The sequence below is a fragment of the Pseudoalteromonas sp. SG43-3 genome (assembly GCF_014164385.1).
GTDB classification, from domain to species: Bacteria; Pseudomonadota; Gammaproteobacteria; order Enterobacterales; family Alteromonadaceae; genus Pseudoalteromonas; species Pseudoalteromonas distincta.
Genome location: NZ_JACJFC010000014.1, coordinates 109,422 through 126,632, shown reverse-complemented (window position 1 = coordinate 126,632; position 17,211 = coordinate 109,422). Strand labels below are relative to the sequence as shown.

The following is a 17,211-nucleotide window of genomic DNA, read 5'->3' as shown; positions in this document are numbered from 1 at the left end:
GAAATTACTTGCTTCATCCTATGTATTAACTCGCTCTAATTCGAGCTGAAGTAATTATGGCTTAAAAAGTGAAGCAAGGATCAGTGTGCTTAACTTGACAGTGGGAGTCATACCAACGCCTCATTCAGAGGCAATAAAATAGTTGGTTAAAATAAGCGAGGCACGAGCAAAAACCAACTGTTTTTTGTCCTGCTGAAATGACTTGTTATATGCCTATATACGAATATGCTTTAACACTCTGTTTTTTAGTATTTTTACTAGCTCAGGTTGCATTCTATCGTAGTTATCGGGAATATCTAAGCACACCAGTTTTTTACCTTTAAGTAAATCTTTAAACTTTTTTGAGGTTTTATTGCGATGTGACTTTTCCATTACGAAGATAATATCCGCCCATTCAACTAGATCACCGCTAAGAGGTGTTTCAGCGTCTGAGTTAGTGCCACAACCAATAGAGTTAATCCCATCATATTGAGAGAATACCTCTTCACCCGTTGGGCTTCTTAATCTATTTTCAGAGCAAACAAATAGTAGATTCACACGATTCCTTTCTTGGCATATAACAACTTTGTATCCGACATTTGTCGCTTTATAAACCGACAAATGTCCAAATATTACAAAGATTCTAATTTAACCAGCTAATAAGGACTTGTAAACAACTAGTTAGCCGATATTTAAGTTTCCTTGATGTAGAAATAGCCCAAAATGGTAGAGATCAGTAATATCGGACAAAAAAGTAATGAGCCATAAAATAGGTGTAAGCGATATTATTAATAAGATAACTTAAATTTTTCTCTAAGCTTTTGCCTTTAACCTAAAAAAAGCCGCTGTTCATTGCAAACAGCGGCTTTCGTCTTAAGATTTACAAGCTTAAAGCTTGCTTAACTTAAACTTGATTTTTATTGTTTACCAATCACTTCAAGTCCACCCATGTATGGGCGTAATACTTCTGGTACTACTACTGTGCCATCGGCTTGTTGGTAGTTTTCTAGTATGGCTACTAGTGTACGGCCAACGGCTAAGCCTGAACCATTTAGTGTATGTAGTAACTCTGGCTTTTTAACACCTTCACGACGAAAACGTGCTTGCATTCTACGCGCCTGAAAGTCAGCCATGTTTGAACATGATGAAATTTCGCGGTATGTATCTTGCGCAGGTAACCATACTTCTAAATCGTATGTTTTAGCTGAGCCAAAGCCCATGTCGCCCATACATAAAATTACTTTACGGTACGGAAGTTCTAATGCTTGTAGTATTTGCTCTGCGTGACCTGTTAACTCTTCAAGCGTTGCCATTGAGTCTTCTGGTTTTACAAGTTGTACAAGTTCAACTTTATCAAACTGGTGTTGACGAATTAAGCCACGCGTATCGCGACCATAACTGCCTGCTTCACTTCTGAAACACGGAGTGTGGGCAACTAAGCGAATTGGTAAATCGCTTTCGTCGTAAATTTCGTCACGGGCGCTGTTTGTAAGTGGTACTTCAGCTGTAGGAATTAAGCTAAAGCCGGCTTGTTGTTCGCCGTCATCGTTTACAAGGCCTAATGTGTGGAATAAATCGCCTGCAAATTTAGGTAATTGGCTGGTGCCATAAAGGCTTGCGCTATTTACTAGGTACGGTACATACATTTCTGTGTAGCCGTTTTTATCAGCGTGTGTATCTAGCATAAATTGCGTTAGTGCACGGTGCATACGCGCTACTTGGCCGCGCATTACAGTAAAGCGTGCGCCACTAATTTTAACGCCCATTTCAAAGTCTAAACCGTTTAGGTCTTGGCCTACATCAACGTGATCTTTAACTTCAAAATCGAATTTTTTAGGCGTGCCCCACGTTAAAATTTCAACGTTGTCGTCTTCGTCTTTACCGGCTGGTACTGACTCGTCTGGCAAGTTTGGAATTGCTAAAGCAATGTCGTTAATTGCGGCTAATACTTCATCTTGCTCTGTTTTAGCGGCATCTAGCTCACTGCCTAAGTTAGCTACTGCATCAAGTAGTGGCTGTGCGTCTTCGCCTTTAGCTTTGGCTTGACCAATTGCTTTTGCGCTTGCATTACGTTGACTTTGAAGTTCTTGCGTTTTTACTTGTAATGTTTTGCGTTTTTCTTCAAGTGCCGTTACCGTCGCTACATCGAGTTCGTAACCGCGCGCCGCTAAACGTGCTGCAGTTTGTTCGATGTCTTGACGTAAAAATTTAGAATCTAACATGTTAGTTTTTTAACCTTTTTGCATTACTAGCTGAAGGCCCAGCCAAGCCATAAAAATACACACCATCACGTTTAAGATGATATTGAGGGCCATTTTAATAAAGTGACCTTGTTGTAATAACAACAACGAGTCCATTGAGAATGTTGAAAAGGTGGTTAATGCACCTAAAAAGCCAATACCGATAAGGGTTTTGGCGGGGCTTGCGGTGATAATTTCTTTATCTATCAAACCGTACAAAATGCCCATTAACAATGAACCCAGAATATTAACCGTCAACGTGCCAAAAGGGAATCCCCTACCGAGGAGTTTTAGCATGCTTTCGCTAATAAAAAACCGTAAACACGCACCTGAGGCTCCGCCAAGGGCGATCATCATATAAAGTTTAATCATTTTCGTACCGTTTAAGTGGGCTTTGCGCATCGCGCTCTTTTAGGTAATCGAGTTTTTGTCTAATTTTTTGCTCAAGTCCGCGCTCGCTCGGTAAGTAATATTCTTTGCCGTCCATTTCTGGTGGTAAGTATTTTTCACCTGCGGCAAATGCGCCTTCTTCATTGTGCGCATAACGATACTCAGCGCCATACCCTAAGTCTTTCATTAAGTTAGTTGGGGCATTACGTAAATGCTCTGGTACTGGGTAACTTGGCTCGTTTTTGGCATCTGCTTTTGCTTGATTAAACGCCATATAAACTGCATTACTTTTAGGTGCGCTGGCTAAATACAGTGTGGCTTGTGCTATTGCACGCTCGCCCTCGCTTGGGCCAACACGTTGAAATATATCCCACGCGTTTAAAGCCACTTCCATCGCACGCGGATCGGCGTTACCAATGTCTTCTGTAGCTATGGCAAGTAAACGCCTTGCTACATACAAAGGGTCGCCACCACCGGCTAAAATTCGGCAATACCAATACAGTGCACCGTCGGGGGAGCTACCTCGTACTGATTTATGAAAGGCCGATATTAAATCGTAAAACTCATCGCCGCCTTTATCATATTTAGCTAAATGCGTGGGTAGCACTTGGCTAAGTACGTGCTCATCTACGTTGTATTGACCGTTTTTCTCGGTTGTTAAGTCAACTGCTTGTTCAAGTAAATTAAGTACTTTACGCGCATCGCCGCCACTTGCTTGGCACAGTGCCTTTTTAGCGTTGTCGGCAATAGTGATGTGTTTTTGGCTTAGCTGCTCGTCTTGTTTAAGTGCGCGCTCTATTACGGTGTATAAGTCGGTATCGGCAAGCGATTTTAAAACATACACGCGTGCACGCGACAATATAGCGTTGTTAAGGGCAAACGATGGGTTTTCTGTGGTTGCACCTACAAATATAAAGGTGCCGTCTTCTATGTGCGGTAAAAAGGCATCTTGTTGGGATTTATTAAAGCGATGAACTTCGTCAACAAACATAAGGGTGCGTTGGCCACGGCTTTCTAGGTTGTCCCGCGCTTGCGTTACGCTGTCGCGTATATCTTTTACGCCTGCAGTTACCGCCGACATTTGAATAAGTGAGGCATCAGCATGGTTGGCAATTATTTGCGCAAGTGTTGTTTTACCAACACCAGGCGGACCCCATAAAATTAAACTATGGCATCGCCCCGCGACAATGGCTTGATGCAGTGGTTTATCAGCACTTAATAAGTGCTGCTGACCAATGTATTCATCAAGCGTTGTAGGGCGCATACGCGCAGCAAGTGGGCGTACATCGGGCCCAAAATTAAAACCTAAATTACTCACCGTTACTCTGATCGTCTATTTCAACACCTTCAGGAGGCGTAAATTCAAAAGTGCTTTGATCAAGCGGCGTATTAACTTGGGCATTGTTAAACGTAAATGACGATAGCTGCCCTGAGTTGTCGGTAACCACTAGTTTAGCAAGCCCTTGCTCGTTACCCGCAAATGCTATATCAAGTTGTTCTACTTGGCTTTCTACGCCTTTATTTGGCGTTACGCTAAAGCCTGTACTTGTTGCAAGTACGCTGTATTTTTCCCACTGTGCTGGGTCTTTTGATGTCAGTAGCACAAATGGTGTTGAGTCGATTAGGCTGCTGGTTTTCATAATTGTTACTTGCTCAGCAAAGCTGTCGAAGTAATATGTTTTATCACCGTTTGATACAAATAACGTATCGTCTGGATTAGTTTGCTGCCAGCGAATCATCATAGGCTGTTGAAGCGCTATTGTGCCCTCGCCTTGCATAACTGCTTGGCCTTCTTTGTCTGTTACTTGTTGTGCAAACTGCGCTTTAAAGCTTTTTAAAGTGGCAAGTCTGTCTTGTAATGCTTGGCTGTCGTCAGCAAAGCTTGGTGCGGCAAGTACGCTGCCTAACACTAATAATAAGGCGTTAACTTTTTTCATGAATTTGCTCCATTAGGTACTAATACATCGCGAGCACCGTTATGACCTGGTGAACTCACGATACCCGATGTTTCCATTTGTTCTACTAAACGTGCTGCGCGGTTATAGCCAACACGTAATTTACGTTGCACTGACGATACCGATACTTTGCCGGTTTCAATTACAAACGACACAGCTTCGTCGTATAACGGATCAGATTCTTCATCTGCATTTTCGCTAGCTTCACCCGGTAATAAAATATCTTCAGTGGCATCGCCATTGAGTATTTCGTCAATGTAATTTGGTTTAGCACGTGCTTTCCAATCGTTTACTACGGCGTGTACTTCGTGGTCGTCTACAAACGCGCCATGCACACGCTCTGGTACGCTAGTGCCTGGCGGTAAATAAAGCATGTCGCCCATGCCTAGTAAGTTTTCTGCGCCTTGTTGGTCAAGTATTGTCCGTGAATCTATTTTGCTCGATACCTGAAACGCCATACGTGTTGGAATATTAGCTTTAATTAAGCCGGTAATTACATCAACTGACGGGCGCTGCGTAGCAAGCACTAAGTGAATCCCTGCCGCACGTGCTTTTTGAGCAATACGTGCAATAAGTTCTTCTACTTTTTTACCTACAATCATCATCATGTCGGCAAATTCGTCTATTACTACAACAATACTTGGTAATTTACCTAGCTCGTCGGGGCCTTCTTTCATGCCATCGGTGTCTTTAAATAATGGATCAAGAATTGGGTAACCCGCTTCATTGGCTTCAAGCACTTTTTGGTTGTAACCTTTTAAGTTACGCACACCCAATGCTGACATTAATTTATAACGACGTTCCATTTCGCCTACACACCAACGCAGTGCGTTAGCAGCTTCTTTCATATCGGTAACTACTTCACACAATAAATGCGGAATGCCTTCGTATACTGAAAGCTCAAGCATTTTAGGGTCAATCATGATCATACGTACATCGTCAGGACCCGATTTGTAAAGCAAGCTTACTATCATGACATTAACGCCCACTGATTTACCTGAACCAGTTGTACCGGCTACCAATAAATGTGGCATTTTACCTAAGTCAGCACATACCGGCTGACCAGCAATGTCTTTACCAAGCACCATGGTAAGAGGCGACGGATTTTGCTCAAATTTAGGGGCGTTTATTACTTCTGATAAACGAACTATTTCACGGTGTTTATTTGGAAGCTCAATACCAACATAGGTTTTACCTGGGATAACTTCTACAACACGTACACTAATTGCCGAAAGCGAACGGGCTAAATCTTTAGCTAAGCCTGTAATTTTAGACACTTTAATACCTGGCGCTAAATCTAGCTCAAAACGCGTAACAACGGGGCCTGGGTATACCGCTACTACGGTTGCTTGTACGTTAAAGTCGAGAAGTTTTGTCTCTACTAGGCGCGATACGCTATCAAGCTCTTCTTGCGAAATTGGGTTTTTAGCTTTATCCGGTCTGTCGAGTAAATCGAGCGATGGTAATGGCCCCGGTGGTGGCTCTTGCGTTAATAATTGCTCAAACTTTTCTTTTGCCGTTGGTGGTGGTTGATATTGCGCTTTTGGTTTAGGCATTGGTCTTGCTGGCGATACCACCGTTGTAACTGGTTTTTCAGGCTCCACAACTGGGCTTTGATCAAGCGCATTTAATGCAGCAGCCGTGTCCATTGGTTCGTCATCTATTGCGCTAAAGCCAATTTCTTGATCGAGTATATCGTCAAGTTCATCAAACGGCATAAAGTCATCACTAATTTGTGGTTCACTAAATGGTGTTTGAGGCTTATCTATTGCTTTTTGTTTATCTGCTTTTTTAGCTGATGTAGGCAGCTCTATTTGCTCTTTTATATCGTCTTCAAAATGGGCGTCTGCTTCATCGTTATTATTTACTTTACCTGCAGTGTGTTCTCGGTGCATCCAGCCTTTTGCATACGATACAACATAGCGATAAAGCCTAACCATTAAATCGCCAAGGTAATCTACAAAATCAACCCACGATACTCCCGTCAATAAGGTAAGCCCTGCAAAAAAGAAACACAGCAATAATATAGATGTACCGGTAAAGTTAAACGCAGGCATCATGGCTGATGCAATAACATCGCCCACTACCCCACCCGATGAAAAGTTATAAATATCGTCGAAATTAATACTACTAATAGCGGTAGCTGAGGTAATAAATAAAGCAAAACCAATAACTCGCAGCGCTAAGGTAGTGTAATCAAGCTGTAAAATGCGGTGAGGTTGTTTAAATAGCAAGTAGCCAAATAGCTGAATGGCCGCTGGCACTAAGTAAGCCAACCAACCAAAGGTGAGTAATAAAATGTCGGCTATCCATGCACCGGCTGCGCCTGTGATGTTGCTTACTTCGCTAAAACTAGTTTGCGACCATGCAGCATCTGCTGGATCAAAGCTGATCAAGGCACATAAAATAAATATTGCCGTAAAGGTACTGATAATCAGCCCTGTTTCTAATAGTCTTTGCACACCGTTTAGGCGCATAGTTCCCTATTCCTCTTTATTATTCTATTTTTATTCACACTTACTTAGCAGTGAAATACCTTAGCAGGAAATGCAATTTGTTGCACTTTATCTTAACCTTGATGGCCTGATTATGAACAAGTTTTTATAATTTGAGCTTATATAAGCAAATGACGCAGTTAATATAAATAACCTCAAGTAATATAAGGACGAATAATTACGCCTTCTTCACCTTTTACTTCTTCCATTACTACATAAGTTCGGCTTTCACTTACGTTTGGCAGTTTCAATAGTATGTCGCCTAATACGCCACGGTATTCTGACATATCATTTACGCGCGTTTTAAGTAAAAAATCGAAATTACCCGATACTAAATGACATTCGATAATTTCTTCGTGCTTTTTAACCGCAGCACTAAACTCATCAAATACGTCGGGAGATGTTTTAGTAATCGTTACTTCTACATACACCGATAAACCTTGCCCAAGCTTAGCGGGATCGACCACCGCTTTATAGCCAAGTATATAACCTTCCCGTTCTAGCTTTTTTACTCGCTCCAAGCAGGGTGTGGCGCTTAGGCCAACTCGTCTGGCCAGTTCTACGTTCGACAAACGTCCATCGTGTTGTAATTCCATTAAAATTTTACGGTCAATTCTATCTAATAATTGATGCATAGTACCAACTAGTTTTTTATGCTGTTTATTTTTATTATCTAGATGATAACACTAGATTTGAGTTTAAAAAAGGTGAGACACACGGGCTTATGATGAATATAATAGTGGAAAATGTTAATCCGTTCTTAATAAGGCAAATGATATGATTATTGGTGTTCCTAAAGAAATTAAAAACCATGAATACCGTGTAGGTATGGTTCCTGCAAGTGTTCGTGAATTAGTAAACCACGGTCACCAAGTGATTGTAGAAACTGATGCAGGCATGGGCATTGGTTTTACTAACGAAGATTACACACAAGCGGGTGCTGAAATTTTAGCAACTGCTGCTGATGTTTTTGCTAAAGCAGACATGATTGTAAAAGTAAAAGAGCCGCAAGCTGTTGAACGTGCAATGCTACGTGAAGACCAAATTCTTTTCACTTACTTACACCTTGCACCTGATCTTCCACAAACTGAAGACCTTGTAAAAAGCAAAGCTATTTGTATTGCATACGAAACTGTAACTGACTCACGCGGTGGTTTACCGCTTCTTGCTCCTATGAGCGAAGTTGCTGGTCGTATGTCTATTCAAGCTGGTGCACAAGCGCTAGAAAAATCTAACCACGGTCGTGGCATGCTACTAGGCGGCGTACCAGGCGTTGAAGCTGCTAAAGTTGTTGTTATTGGCGGCGGCATGGTTGGTCGTAGCGCAGCTCAAATGGCTGTTGGCCTTGGTGCTGAAGTTGTAGTGCTTGATCGTAACATCGACGTATTACGTGCACTAGACGCGCAATTTGGTAATAAAGTTAAAGCTATTTACTCAACTGCTGATGCACTAGAAAAACACGTACTAGAAGCTGATTTAGTAATCGGAGGTGTACTAATCCCTGGTGCAGCCGCACCTAAACTAGTAACTGCTGAGCACATTAAAGCAATGAAACCTGGTTCTGCAATTGTTGACGTTGCAATCGACCAAGGTGGCTGTATTGCTACTTCTAAAGCAACTACGCATGCTGATCCAACTTTCATTGTTGATGAAGTTGTTCACTACTGTGTTGCTAACATGCCAGGTGCTGTTCCACGCACATCTACGTTTGCACTTAACAATGCAACATTGCCTTTCATCATTAACCTTGCAAACAAAGGTTATAAAAAGGCGCTACTAGATGACGCTCACTTCTTAAAAGGCTTAAACGTAATTAAAGGCCAAGTAACTTACAAAGAAGTAGCAGAAGCGTTCAACATGGAATATGTTGACCCACGCACAGCGGTAGAAAACGCATAATTTAGCGTTTCGTAGTTAAGTTGGTATTAAGTAATGTAGCAACCTAACTACAACCCATAAAAAAAGCAGCTAATTAGCTGCTTTTTTTGTATTTAAATTTCAGATTTATATAAACTTATTTAGATAAAACGCTTAATTATAAAATCTACTTTTACGCGCTTAGCTTGGCCAAGTAGTTTTTTAACTGGCTGCGGGTAATCATCCATTGTTTCTAAATCATCTGGGCCTGTTAAACGGCGGCAGTGTTGTAAAATTTCCTGCTTTTCGTTATCAATAGCATCCATAATTGTTTGCTCTGGATCTTCTATTAAAATACCGTTTTCGATATCAAGACCCCATGCACGCGGATTTAAGTTATGCCCGCTCAGTAAATGTTTTGCTCTATCTGAACAAATACCTTTTAAATGAAACGAATTACTTTCATCTTTCCACAGATACACATTTAAATTACCGTTATCGATGTGGCGTTTTTGCGTTTTTACAAACTTATGCAAAATAGTTTCGTATAAATAAGGCAACGCCCCTATTTTACTAAACGGCTCGCTTGGCGGTAAATAAAAGTCATTGGCTGTTTTATCCCCTACCACAATCGTAACTTGCTTGCCTTGCTTTAATAATCGGCGCAGTGATCGCATAAGTGGCGCCGGAAAATTAAAGTATGGCGTATACAACACAAGCTCTTGCTCTGTGGTATCAAATAACGCTTTTATTAAACGATTTAACTCGTTATTACGACGACCAAGCCCTAAAAACAAACGAATACCTAATGCTTGCGTATTTAGTTGCTCTGCTGCGTTATAACTTGCGACTTTTAAATCACGCATTAATTGCTTTTGATCAAGTTTGAAGTCGTGTAAACGCTTAAGCGGTCGTGTGTCTATGCGTGGCACAGCATCGGAGCTAATTAGCTTTGTCTCAATAAAATCAACCACTGAGTCACACAGCTCGCTCTGCGTTATTAAAAAGTAACGATCGAGTCTGTAACGCTCGTTATACTGCAAATACACATTGTTTAAGCTTGCGCCACTGTAAAGTAAGGTATCGTCAATGACAAAACCCTTTAAATGTAATACGCCAAATAATTCTTTAGCTTTTACAGGTACGCCATAAACTTGTACGTTCGATTTAAACTTTTCTAAATCGTCACAGTATAAACTTGCGTTACCATCAGACTTCTCTGCACCAATTAAACCACGTTGCGCACGATGAAAATCCACCAGCACTTTTACATCAAGCGCAGGGTTCTCTAATGATACTCGATGCAGGGCTTCTAAAATCTCGCGGCCTGCTTCGTCATCCTGTAAATAAAGCGCTGTGATATAAATTCGTTTTTTTGCATTAGCTATCAAACGTAGCAATTGCGTTCGGTAATCTTGCGCATTGGTTAAGACGTTAACGTCTTTTGAAGTCAACCCGAATGCGGGTTTTTCCTGCCAAAATAACATAGTTGCCTATTCGCTTAGGTCACATAATCTATCAGTGACAAATAAAATTAAGTAAAACATAACAAAAAAAATCAAAGGGGTCATGAATTAACGCTGTTTTGTTGCCTGTTAGTCTATTTATTGAGCTACTTAGGTGTTTTAACTGTAAAAGTACTGAGCTCTAGTACACAATACTGCACAGCTTTTCGATTTGCGAAAAAAAATAATCGCGGATTTTGTTTACATCCGCCTTGATTTTCTTAGAATCGAGCGCATTAAAGACCGTATTAAACGTTTAGGAAAAAATAATGACTGAAGCAAAACATTGTAAGCTACTAATTTTAGGCTCTGGCCCAGCTGGTTATACTGCAGCAGTATATGCCGCACGTGCAAATTTAAACCCTGTTTTAATTACAGGCATTCAACAAGGTGGTCAATTAACAACCACAACTGAAGTTGAAAACTGGCCTGGTGATGCACACGGCTTAACGGGCCCTGCATTAATGGATCGTATGAAAGAGCACGCTGAGCGCTTTGAAACTGAAATCATATTCGATCACATCAATAAAGTAGATGTATCTAAGCGCCCTTTCACACTAACTGGCGACCAAGGTACTTACACATGTGATGCGTTAATCATTGCAACAGGTGCTTCTGCTAAATACTTAGGCTTAGAGTCTGAAACTAATTTCCAAGGCCGTGGCGTTTCAGCCTGTGCTACATGTGATGGCTTTTTCTATAAAGGTCAGAAAGTAGCGGTTGTTGGTGGTGGTAATACAGCGGTTGAAGAAGCGCTATACTTATCTAACATTGCTGACGAAGTACATGTTATTCACCGCCGTGATAGTTTCCGTAGTGAAAAAATACTTGCAGACCGCCTTGCTGAAAAAGCAGCTAACGGTAACGTTGTTTTACATTACAACCGTACGCTTGACGAAGTATTAGGCGACCAAATGGGCGTAACTGGCATTCGTATTAAAGATGCACAGTCTGATGCAACAGAAGAGCTAGATTTAGCCGGTGTATTTATTGCTATTGGTCATAAGCCAAATACAGATATGTTTGTTGGTCAACTAGAAATGAAAGACGGCTACTTAGTTGTAGAGTCTGGATTGAATGGTAACGCAACTCAAACAAGTGTAGAGGGCGTTTTTGCTGCAGGTGATGTGTCTGACCACATTTACCGTCAAGCAATCACATCAGCGGGTACAGGCTGTATGGCTGCCCTTGATGCAGAACGTTTTTTAGATAATTTATAAGCAATTAAATAAATTATAATAGGGCTGATTATTCAGCCCTTTTTTTATGTCTAAAATATAGTTACACTTTTACGATCAATTATAAAATAAGTACTGTATGAGAAATCAGCTATACCAATTAAGTGAAACCGATATAGCATTCCCCAATCCGGAATACGCATTAGAATCCCCTGATGGCTTGTTAGCAATTGGCGGAGATTTAAGTTTACCTCGCCTAAGTAATGCCTACAAAAGCGGAATATTCCCTTGGTTTAGCGAAGATGAGCCTATTATGTGGTGGTCGCCGAGCGAACGCGGGATTTTTGAACTGGATGATTTTCATATAAGTAAGAGCCTGCGTAAACATTTAAAAAAGCACCCTGTAAAAGTAACCATTAATAATGCCTTTGAGGAGGTAATAGAAGCTTGTCGCGATCAACGCCTTGATACCGATGGCACTTGGATCACCTCTGACATGCTCAACGCTTATGTTAATGCACACAATGCTGGTATTGCCCATAGCTTAGAAGTGTGGAGCAACGGAGAGCTTGCAGGTGGCTTATACGGTATTATGCAAAATGGTGTTTTTTGTGGTGAGTCGATGTTTCATCATCAAACCAATTGCTCCAAGCTTGCTATGTGGGCACTGGTAAATTGGCTTAAACGTCATAATGCGCATTTTATTGATTGCCAGTTAGAAAACCCTTATTTAATGACCTTAGGTGCACAAGTAATCCCCCGCTCAACATTTTTGACTAAACTAAAAGCTGCACATAACTATATTATTAATCCTATTATGTGGGAGCCACAAGAACTTGACGCAATCTATGAATGAGCAACTTCCTGCACGTGTTGGTTTAACCCAAGAATTTGACTGTAGTTATTTACCCAACAGACAAGAGCAACTTTTAGTTATTCTAGATCCTAGTTGCTACAGTACAGACAAATTTGAGTCATTATTAGGCTTAGGTTTTCGTCGCAGTGGTAACCAAATATATCGTCCACACTGCCCAATATGCAGTGCATGTAATTCTGTACGTGTATTAGCACAAGACTTTATCCCTTCAAAATCGCAAAAACGTAAACTAAACAAAGCAAAAAACCAGTTTGAAGTGAAATACTCGACGCAAGAACGCCCTGAGTATTATCCGCTTTATAGCAAGTACATAACGATGCGCCATCAGGATGGAAGTATGTATCCTCCTGAAAAAGAACAGTTTCAAAGCTTTTTACTTTGCAGTTGGCTCAAAATCACATTTATTGAACTATGGCACCAAGATACTTTAGTCGCAGTTGCCGTAACTGATTGTATGAACAGCTCTATTTCTGCAATTTATACTTTTTTTGACCCCGACTTTGAACACTATAGTTTAGGCTCTGTGATGATATTAGAGCAGCTTAAATTTGCAAAAGAGCAAAATAAGCAATACGTGTACTTAGGCTATCAAATTGATGAATGCGATAAAATGAAGTACAAAACTCAGTTTTTACCAGCTCAAAAACAGCTCAATGATGAGTGGGTGGCTATTTAATTTGCAAATATAGCCCCTGCGCCTTTACTTATTGGAGTATTTTGGGCAAAATCTGCAGCGTTTAACTATTAAAGAGGTGTTACGCTAAACATGGCGAAAGAAGACGTAATCGAAATGCAAGGGACAGTCCTTGATACTTTACCAAATACAATGTTCCGAGTTGAGCTAGAAAATGGTCACGTAGTTGTGGCTCACATTTCAGGCAAAATGCGCAAAAACTATATCCGTATTTTAACCGGCGATAAAGTAACGGTAGAAATGACTCCTTACGATTTATCAAAGGGTCGTATCGTATTCCGTGCTCGCTAAGTAAGTGCGTAAACGAGATTTAGTTTTTGGCTAGTGCTTTACTAGCTTTAAGCGTTTATTAAATGTAATTGATAGACATTGACTAGCAATTACATTTAATAAACAAAAAACCCAGTTTTTACTGGGTTTTTTGTTGCCTATAAAAATGGCAAAAAAATGGCCCGCTATTATTTAGCGGGCCATTTTTATTTAACTTAGTAGTGTAATTAACGTTTTACGCTGGCGTTAAATTGCTCTCATAATCAAAGCGAATCTTCTTGTCTTTAACCGATACTTTAACTGTACCACCATCAACAAGTTCACCAAACAGTATTTCATTAGCTAATTGCTTTTTAAGCTCTTCTTGAATAACACGTGCCATTGGTCGTGCACCCATAGCCTTGTCATAACCTTTATCTGCGAGCCATTCACGCGCTTTAGGCGTAAGCTCAAGATTAACCGATTTTTTATCAAGCTGAGCTTGCAGTTCCACAATAAATTTATCAACCACCAATAAAATAACTTCACGTTCTAGGTGATTAAACCAAATAATGTTATCTAAACGGTTTCTAAATTCTGGCGAGAAAACTTTATTAATTTCGCCCATTGCATCATGCGTGTGATCCTGCTCTGTAAAACCAATCGACTTACGCGTAGTTTCTTGTACGCCCGCATTGGTAGTCATTACAACCACTACATTTCTAAAATCAGCTTTACGACCGTTATTATCGGTTAACGTACCGTGATCCATAACTTGTAGTAAAATATTGTAAATATCTGGATGCGCTTTTTCAATCTCATCTAAAAGTACAACCGCATGAGGGTTTTTAATAACCGCCTCGGTTAATAACCCGCCTTGCTCAAAACCAACATATCCTGGTGGAGCACCAATTAGTCGGCTGATTGCGTGGCGCTCTACATACTCAGACATATCAAAACGAATAAACTCAACACCCATACATTTAGCAAGTTGCTTGGTTACTTCTGTTTTACCAACACCTGTTGGACCTGCAAACAAGAACGAACCCACTGGTTTTTCTTCGCTTGATAAACCTGAGCGAGATAAACGAATAGCCGATGTAAGTGCATCAATAGATTGATCTTGTCCAAACACAAGCATTTTTAGATTACGGTCTAGATTTTTAAGCGTCTCTTTATCTGTTGAAGACACATTTTGTGGTGGAATACGTGCCATCTTCGATATTATTAGCTCTATATCAGCCACACCAATGGTTTTTTTACGTTTAGAACTAGGTTGTAAACGTTGGTTAGCGCCCGCTTCATCAATTACATCAATTGCTTTATCTGGCAAGTGGCGCTCATTAATGTATTTAGCACTAAGTTCAGCAGCTGCTTTTAATGCTTTTTGAGTGTAGCGAATACCATGGTGCTCTTCGTAACGCTCTTTTAATCCATTTAAAATTTTAGTGGTATCGGCAACACTTGGTTCAAGTACATCAATTTTTTGAAAACGGCGTACTAATGCACGGTCTTTCTCAAAAATATTTTTATACTCATTGTAAGTGGTTGAACCCATACAACGTAACTTACCGCTTGAAAGAAGTGGTTTGAGTAAGTTTGAAGCATCCATAACGCCACCAGACGCTGCGCCAGCACCTATTATGGTATGTATTTCATCAATAAATAAAATAGACCCAGGTTGTGCCTGAAGCTCTTTTAATAAGCTTTTAAAGCGCTTTTCAAAATCGCCACGGTATTTAGTACCTGCAAGCAATGCCCCCATATCTAGTGAGTACACAACTGCATCTGCAATTACTTCTGGTACTTGCTCGTTCACAATACGGTACGCTAAACCTTCAGCAATGGCTGTTTTACCAACGCCCGCTTCACCAACAAGTAATGGGTTATTCTTTTTACGACGACACAATACTTGTACAGTGCGCTCTACTTCGCTGTCGCGCCCAATCAGTGGGTCAATATTACCTTCACGAGCCTGATCGTTTAAGTTAGTTGTAAAGCTGTCTAGCTTACTTGCTTCTTCGTTTTGAACTTCTTGCACTTCTTCATGTATATCATCGCTGTCGTCGCCTAGTTCATCATCAGCTTTTGAAATGCCGTGCGAAATAAAGTTAACAATATCTAAGCGCGATACATCATGCTTTTTAAGTAAATAAACAGCTTGGCTCTCTTGCTCTGAAAAAATAGCAACCAGTACATTGACACCCGTCACTTCGTTTTTTCCTGACGATTGCACATGAAACACAGCACGTTGTAATACACGCTGAAAACCAAGCGTTGGCTGAGTTTCACGCTCTTCTTCTAAATCTGGGATGACAGGTGTTGTTTCGTCAATAAATTCTAATAATTCGGTTTTTAAGCCTGAAAGATTAACACCACACGCGTTTAAGGCTTCTCCTGCAGAAGGATTATCTAATAGCGCAAGTAAAAGGTGCTCTACGGTCATAAACTCATGACGGCGAGTGCGCGCTTCACGAAACGCGGCATTTAAAGTGAGTTCTAAGTCTTTGTTTAGCATTGGCAACCCCTTACTGAGATAATAATTTATACCACAACAATCGGATGTTTGATCACCCTAATTGGTATTTATACCAATTGTATTAAATTGGTATTATTCCTGCTCACAACTACAAAGCAGTGGATGCTCGTTATCCCGTGAGTAACGGTTAACTTGTTCAACTTTGGTGTGGGCAACATCGGCGCTGTAAACACCGCAAATACCCTTACCTTTTTCATGAACCTGAAGCATCACATCGGTTGCTCTATCGCTATCCATATTAAAAAACGTCGTTAAAACTTCAATTACGAAGTCCATCGGCGTGTAGTCGTCGTTATTTAAAACAACTTTATATTTTCGCGGCGGCTGTAGCTTTTGCTTTTCACTGTCGCGAACTGTGTCGATAACACCTGAATCTTTCATACCACTCATAATTAAATATAGTCTTGTCTTTGTAACTCAAGCAAACTTGAATAAAAAATAAATAAAATGTTAAAAAATAACTCAAAACACTTGACTGGTTGGCTAAATAAACTACAGTCAAACATAGATTGATTAAACCTTAGTCAGTCTAGCAAATTATACGGTTTAGAATAACTAAATTAGTCAACTTATTGAAGGATGTAGAAGTATGGCTTGTGGTAAAGTTAAATGGTTCAACAACGCCAAAGGTTTTGGTTTCATCGTAGAAGACGGCTGCGAGAATGATATCTTCGCTCATTACTCAACAATTGTAATGGACGGCTATAAAACGCTTAAAGCTGGTCAAGATGTAACATTCGAATTAGAACAAGGGCCTAAAGGCCTACACGCTAAAAATATTGCCCCAGATGGTGACATTATTGAGTGACGATTGTTTTGTTCGACTAAAGCGAGCGACCTTTTAAGATCCTCGCTTAATTCCTTAAGCATACTAACTTATCTCTTCTTCCCTTATTTATTGCCTCTTTTCATTCAAATACAACCCTTTTCCTTGAATTTATTTTATATACCCCAATGTTCTAAGAGTTGATTGTTTAACTGCTTATTGGGCATGCTCAAACTCTAGCCCTTTTTATTTAAGCTTGTTACACTCTTGGTGCTAAAAATTGCGCATAACACCTTATCGCCTCTTTTATATGTACTAGGCTAAAGGCTGATTTATTTTTGTTAATTTTTTAGCTATAAATACGATTCCAGTTCGTCAGGTGTGACTATTCTGCTTTTATAAAAGAGCAACGCTGAGTACCAACACCTAACAAACTATTCATTACGAGCGTACGTGTTCATTAACTTGTTTAATAATATGTACTCAC

The 17,211-nt window shown here is 40.3% G+C and carries 16 protein-coding genes; 6 read left to right on the top strand and 10 right to left on the bottom strand.

Annotation, left to right across the window (positions count from 1 at the left end; genetic code table 11):
* Positions 1-213: 213 nt before the first annotated feature.
* The 7 genes from H5157_RS14030 to lrp form a co-directional block, all read right to left on the bottom strand.
* Positions 214-537, bottom strand: coding sequence for a low molecular weight protein tyrosine phosphatase family protein (locus H5157_RS14030; protein ID WP_182716406.1), 324 nt, complete (start codon positions 535-537; stop codon positions 214-216).
* A 359-nt stretch (positions 538-896) separates the two neighbouring features.
* Positions 897-2,201: a serine--tRNA ligase gene (gene serS, locus H5157_RS14025; RefSeq protein WP_002962971.1), complete on the bottom strand. Its 1,305-nt coding sequence runs from the start codon at positions 2,199-2,201 to the stop codon at positions 897-899.
* Between the two features lie 9 nt (positions 2,202-2,210).
* On the bottom strand, positions 2,211-2,591 hold the full coding sequence (crcB, locus tag H5157_RS14020; protein ID WP_021032117.1) for a fluoride efflux transporter CrcB: 381 nt from the start codon (positions 2,589-2,591) through the stop codon (positions 2,211-2,213).
* Positions 2,584-3,927 carry a replication-associated recombination protein A gene (locus H5157_RS14015; protein WP_182716405.1) on the bottom strand — a complete coding sequence of 448 codons (1,344 nt, stop codon included), beginning with the start codon at positions 3,925-3,927 and terminating at the stop codon, positions 2,584-2,586. Before H5157_RS14015 ends, crcB begins: the two co-directional genes overlap by 8 nt.
* The gene (gene lolA, locus H5157_RS14010; RefSeq protein ID WP_138489158.1) at positions 3,920-4,546 is read right to left on the bottom strand and encodes an outer membrane lipoprotein chaperone LolA; all 627 of its coding nucleotides are present in this window, start codon (positions 4,544-4,546) and stop codon (positions 3,920-3,922) included. The genes H5157_RS14015 and lolA overlap by 8 nt, the downstream gene beginning before the upstream one ends.
* Complete coding sequence (locus tag H5157_RS14005) at positions 4,543-7,041, bottom strand: DNA translocase FtsK (RefSeq protein ID WP_024595504.1); 2,499 nt, start codon at positions 7,039-7,041, stop codon at positions 4,543-4,545. The genes lolA and H5157_RS14005 overlap by 4 nt, the downstream gene beginning before the upstream one ends.
* Positions 7,042-7,214: 173 nt before the next feature.
* Positions 7,215-7,694: a leucine-responsive transcriptional regulator Lrp gene (lrp, locus tag H5157_RS14000; RefSeq protein WP_007582985.1), complete on the bottom strand. Its 480-nt coding sequence runs from the start codon at positions 7,692-7,694 to the stop codon at positions 7,215-7,217.
* A 142-nt stretch (positions 7,695-7,836) separates the two neighbouring features.
* Here lrp and ald point away from each other — a divergent pair, with 142 nt between their 5' ends.
* Positions 7,837-8,958 carry an alanine dehydrogenase gene (gene ald, locus H5157_RS13995; protein WP_002962982.1) on the top strand — a complete coding sequence of 374 codons (1,122 nt, stop codon included), beginning with the start codon at positions 7,837-7,839 and terminating at the stop codon, positions 8,956-8,958.
* Positions 8,959-9,077: 119 nt separating this feature from the next.
* On the opposite strand, the gene pssA is transcribed toward ald, so the two are convergent.
* On the bottom strand, positions 9,078-10,403 hold the full coding sequence (gene pssA, locus H5157_RS13990; protein ID WP_182724906.1) for a CDP-diacylglycerol--serine O-phosphatidyltransferase: 1,326 nt from the start codon (positions 10,401-10,403) through the stop codon (positions 9,078-9,080).
* 287 nt (positions 10,404-10,690) lie between these two features.
* Here pssA and trxB point away from each other — a divergent pair, with 287 nt between their 5' ends.
* The 4 genes from trxB to infA all read left to right on the top strand — a co-directional run bounded on the left by trxB (position 10,691) and on the right by infA (position 13,461).
* On the top strand, positions 10,691-11,641 hold the full coding sequence (gene trxB, locus H5157_RS13985) for a thioredoxin-disulfide reductase (RefSeq protein WP_024595506.1): 951 nt from the start codon (positions 10,691-10,693) through the stop codon (positions 11,639-11,641).
* A 97-nt stretch (positions 11,642-11,738) separates the two neighbouring features.
* Positions 11,739-12,455 (top strand): leucyl/phenylalanyl-tRNA--protein transferase, encoded by a 717-nt coding sequence (aat, locus tag H5157_RS13980; protein WP_024595507.1) that lies wholly within the window; start codon positions 11,739-11,741, stop codon positions 12,453-12,455.
* On the top strand, positions 12,448-13,152 hold the full coding sequence (locus H5157_RS13975) for an arginyltransferase (protein WP_039489600.1): 705 nt from the start codon (positions 12,448-12,450) through the stop codon (positions 13,150-13,152). Before aat ends, H5157_RS13975 begins: the two co-directional genes overlap by 8 nt.
* 90 nt (positions 13,153-13,242) lie before the next feature.
* The gene (gene infA, locus H5157_RS13970; RefSeq protein ID WP_002962494.1) at positions 13,243-13,461 is read left to right on the top strand and encodes a translation initiation factor IF-1; all 219 of its coding nucleotides are present in this window, start codon (positions 13,243-13,245) and stop codon (positions 13,459-13,461) included.
* Between the two features lie 214 nt (positions 13,462-13,675).
* Here infA and clpA read toward each other — a convergent pair whose 3' ends face one another.
* Positions 13,676-15,937 (bottom strand): ATP-dependent Clp protease ATP-binding subunit ClpA, encoded by a 2,262-nt coding sequence (gene clpA / locus H5157_RS13965; protein WP_182724905.1) that lies wholly within the window; start codon positions 15,935-15,937, stop codon positions 13,676-13,678.
* A 93-nt stretch (positions 15,938-16,030) separates the two neighbouring features.
* On the bottom strand, positions 16,031-16,339 hold the full coding sequence (clpS, locus tag H5157_RS13960; protein ID WP_002962498.1) for an ATP-dependent Clp protease adapter ClpS: 309 nt from the start codon (positions 16,337-16,339) through the stop codon (positions 16,031-16,033).
* A 208-nt stretch (positions 16,340-16,547) separates the two neighbouring features.
* Here clpS and cspD point away from each other — a divergent pair, with 208 nt between their 5' ends.
* Positions 16,548-16,766 carry a cold shock domain-containing protein CspD gene (cspD, locus tag H5157_RS13955; RefSeq protein ID WP_002962500.1) on the top strand — a complete coding sequence of 73 codons (219 nt, stop codon included), beginning with the start codon at positions 16,548-16,550 and terminating at the stop codon, positions 16,764-16,766.
* Positions 16,767-17,211 lie beyond the last annotated feature (445 nt).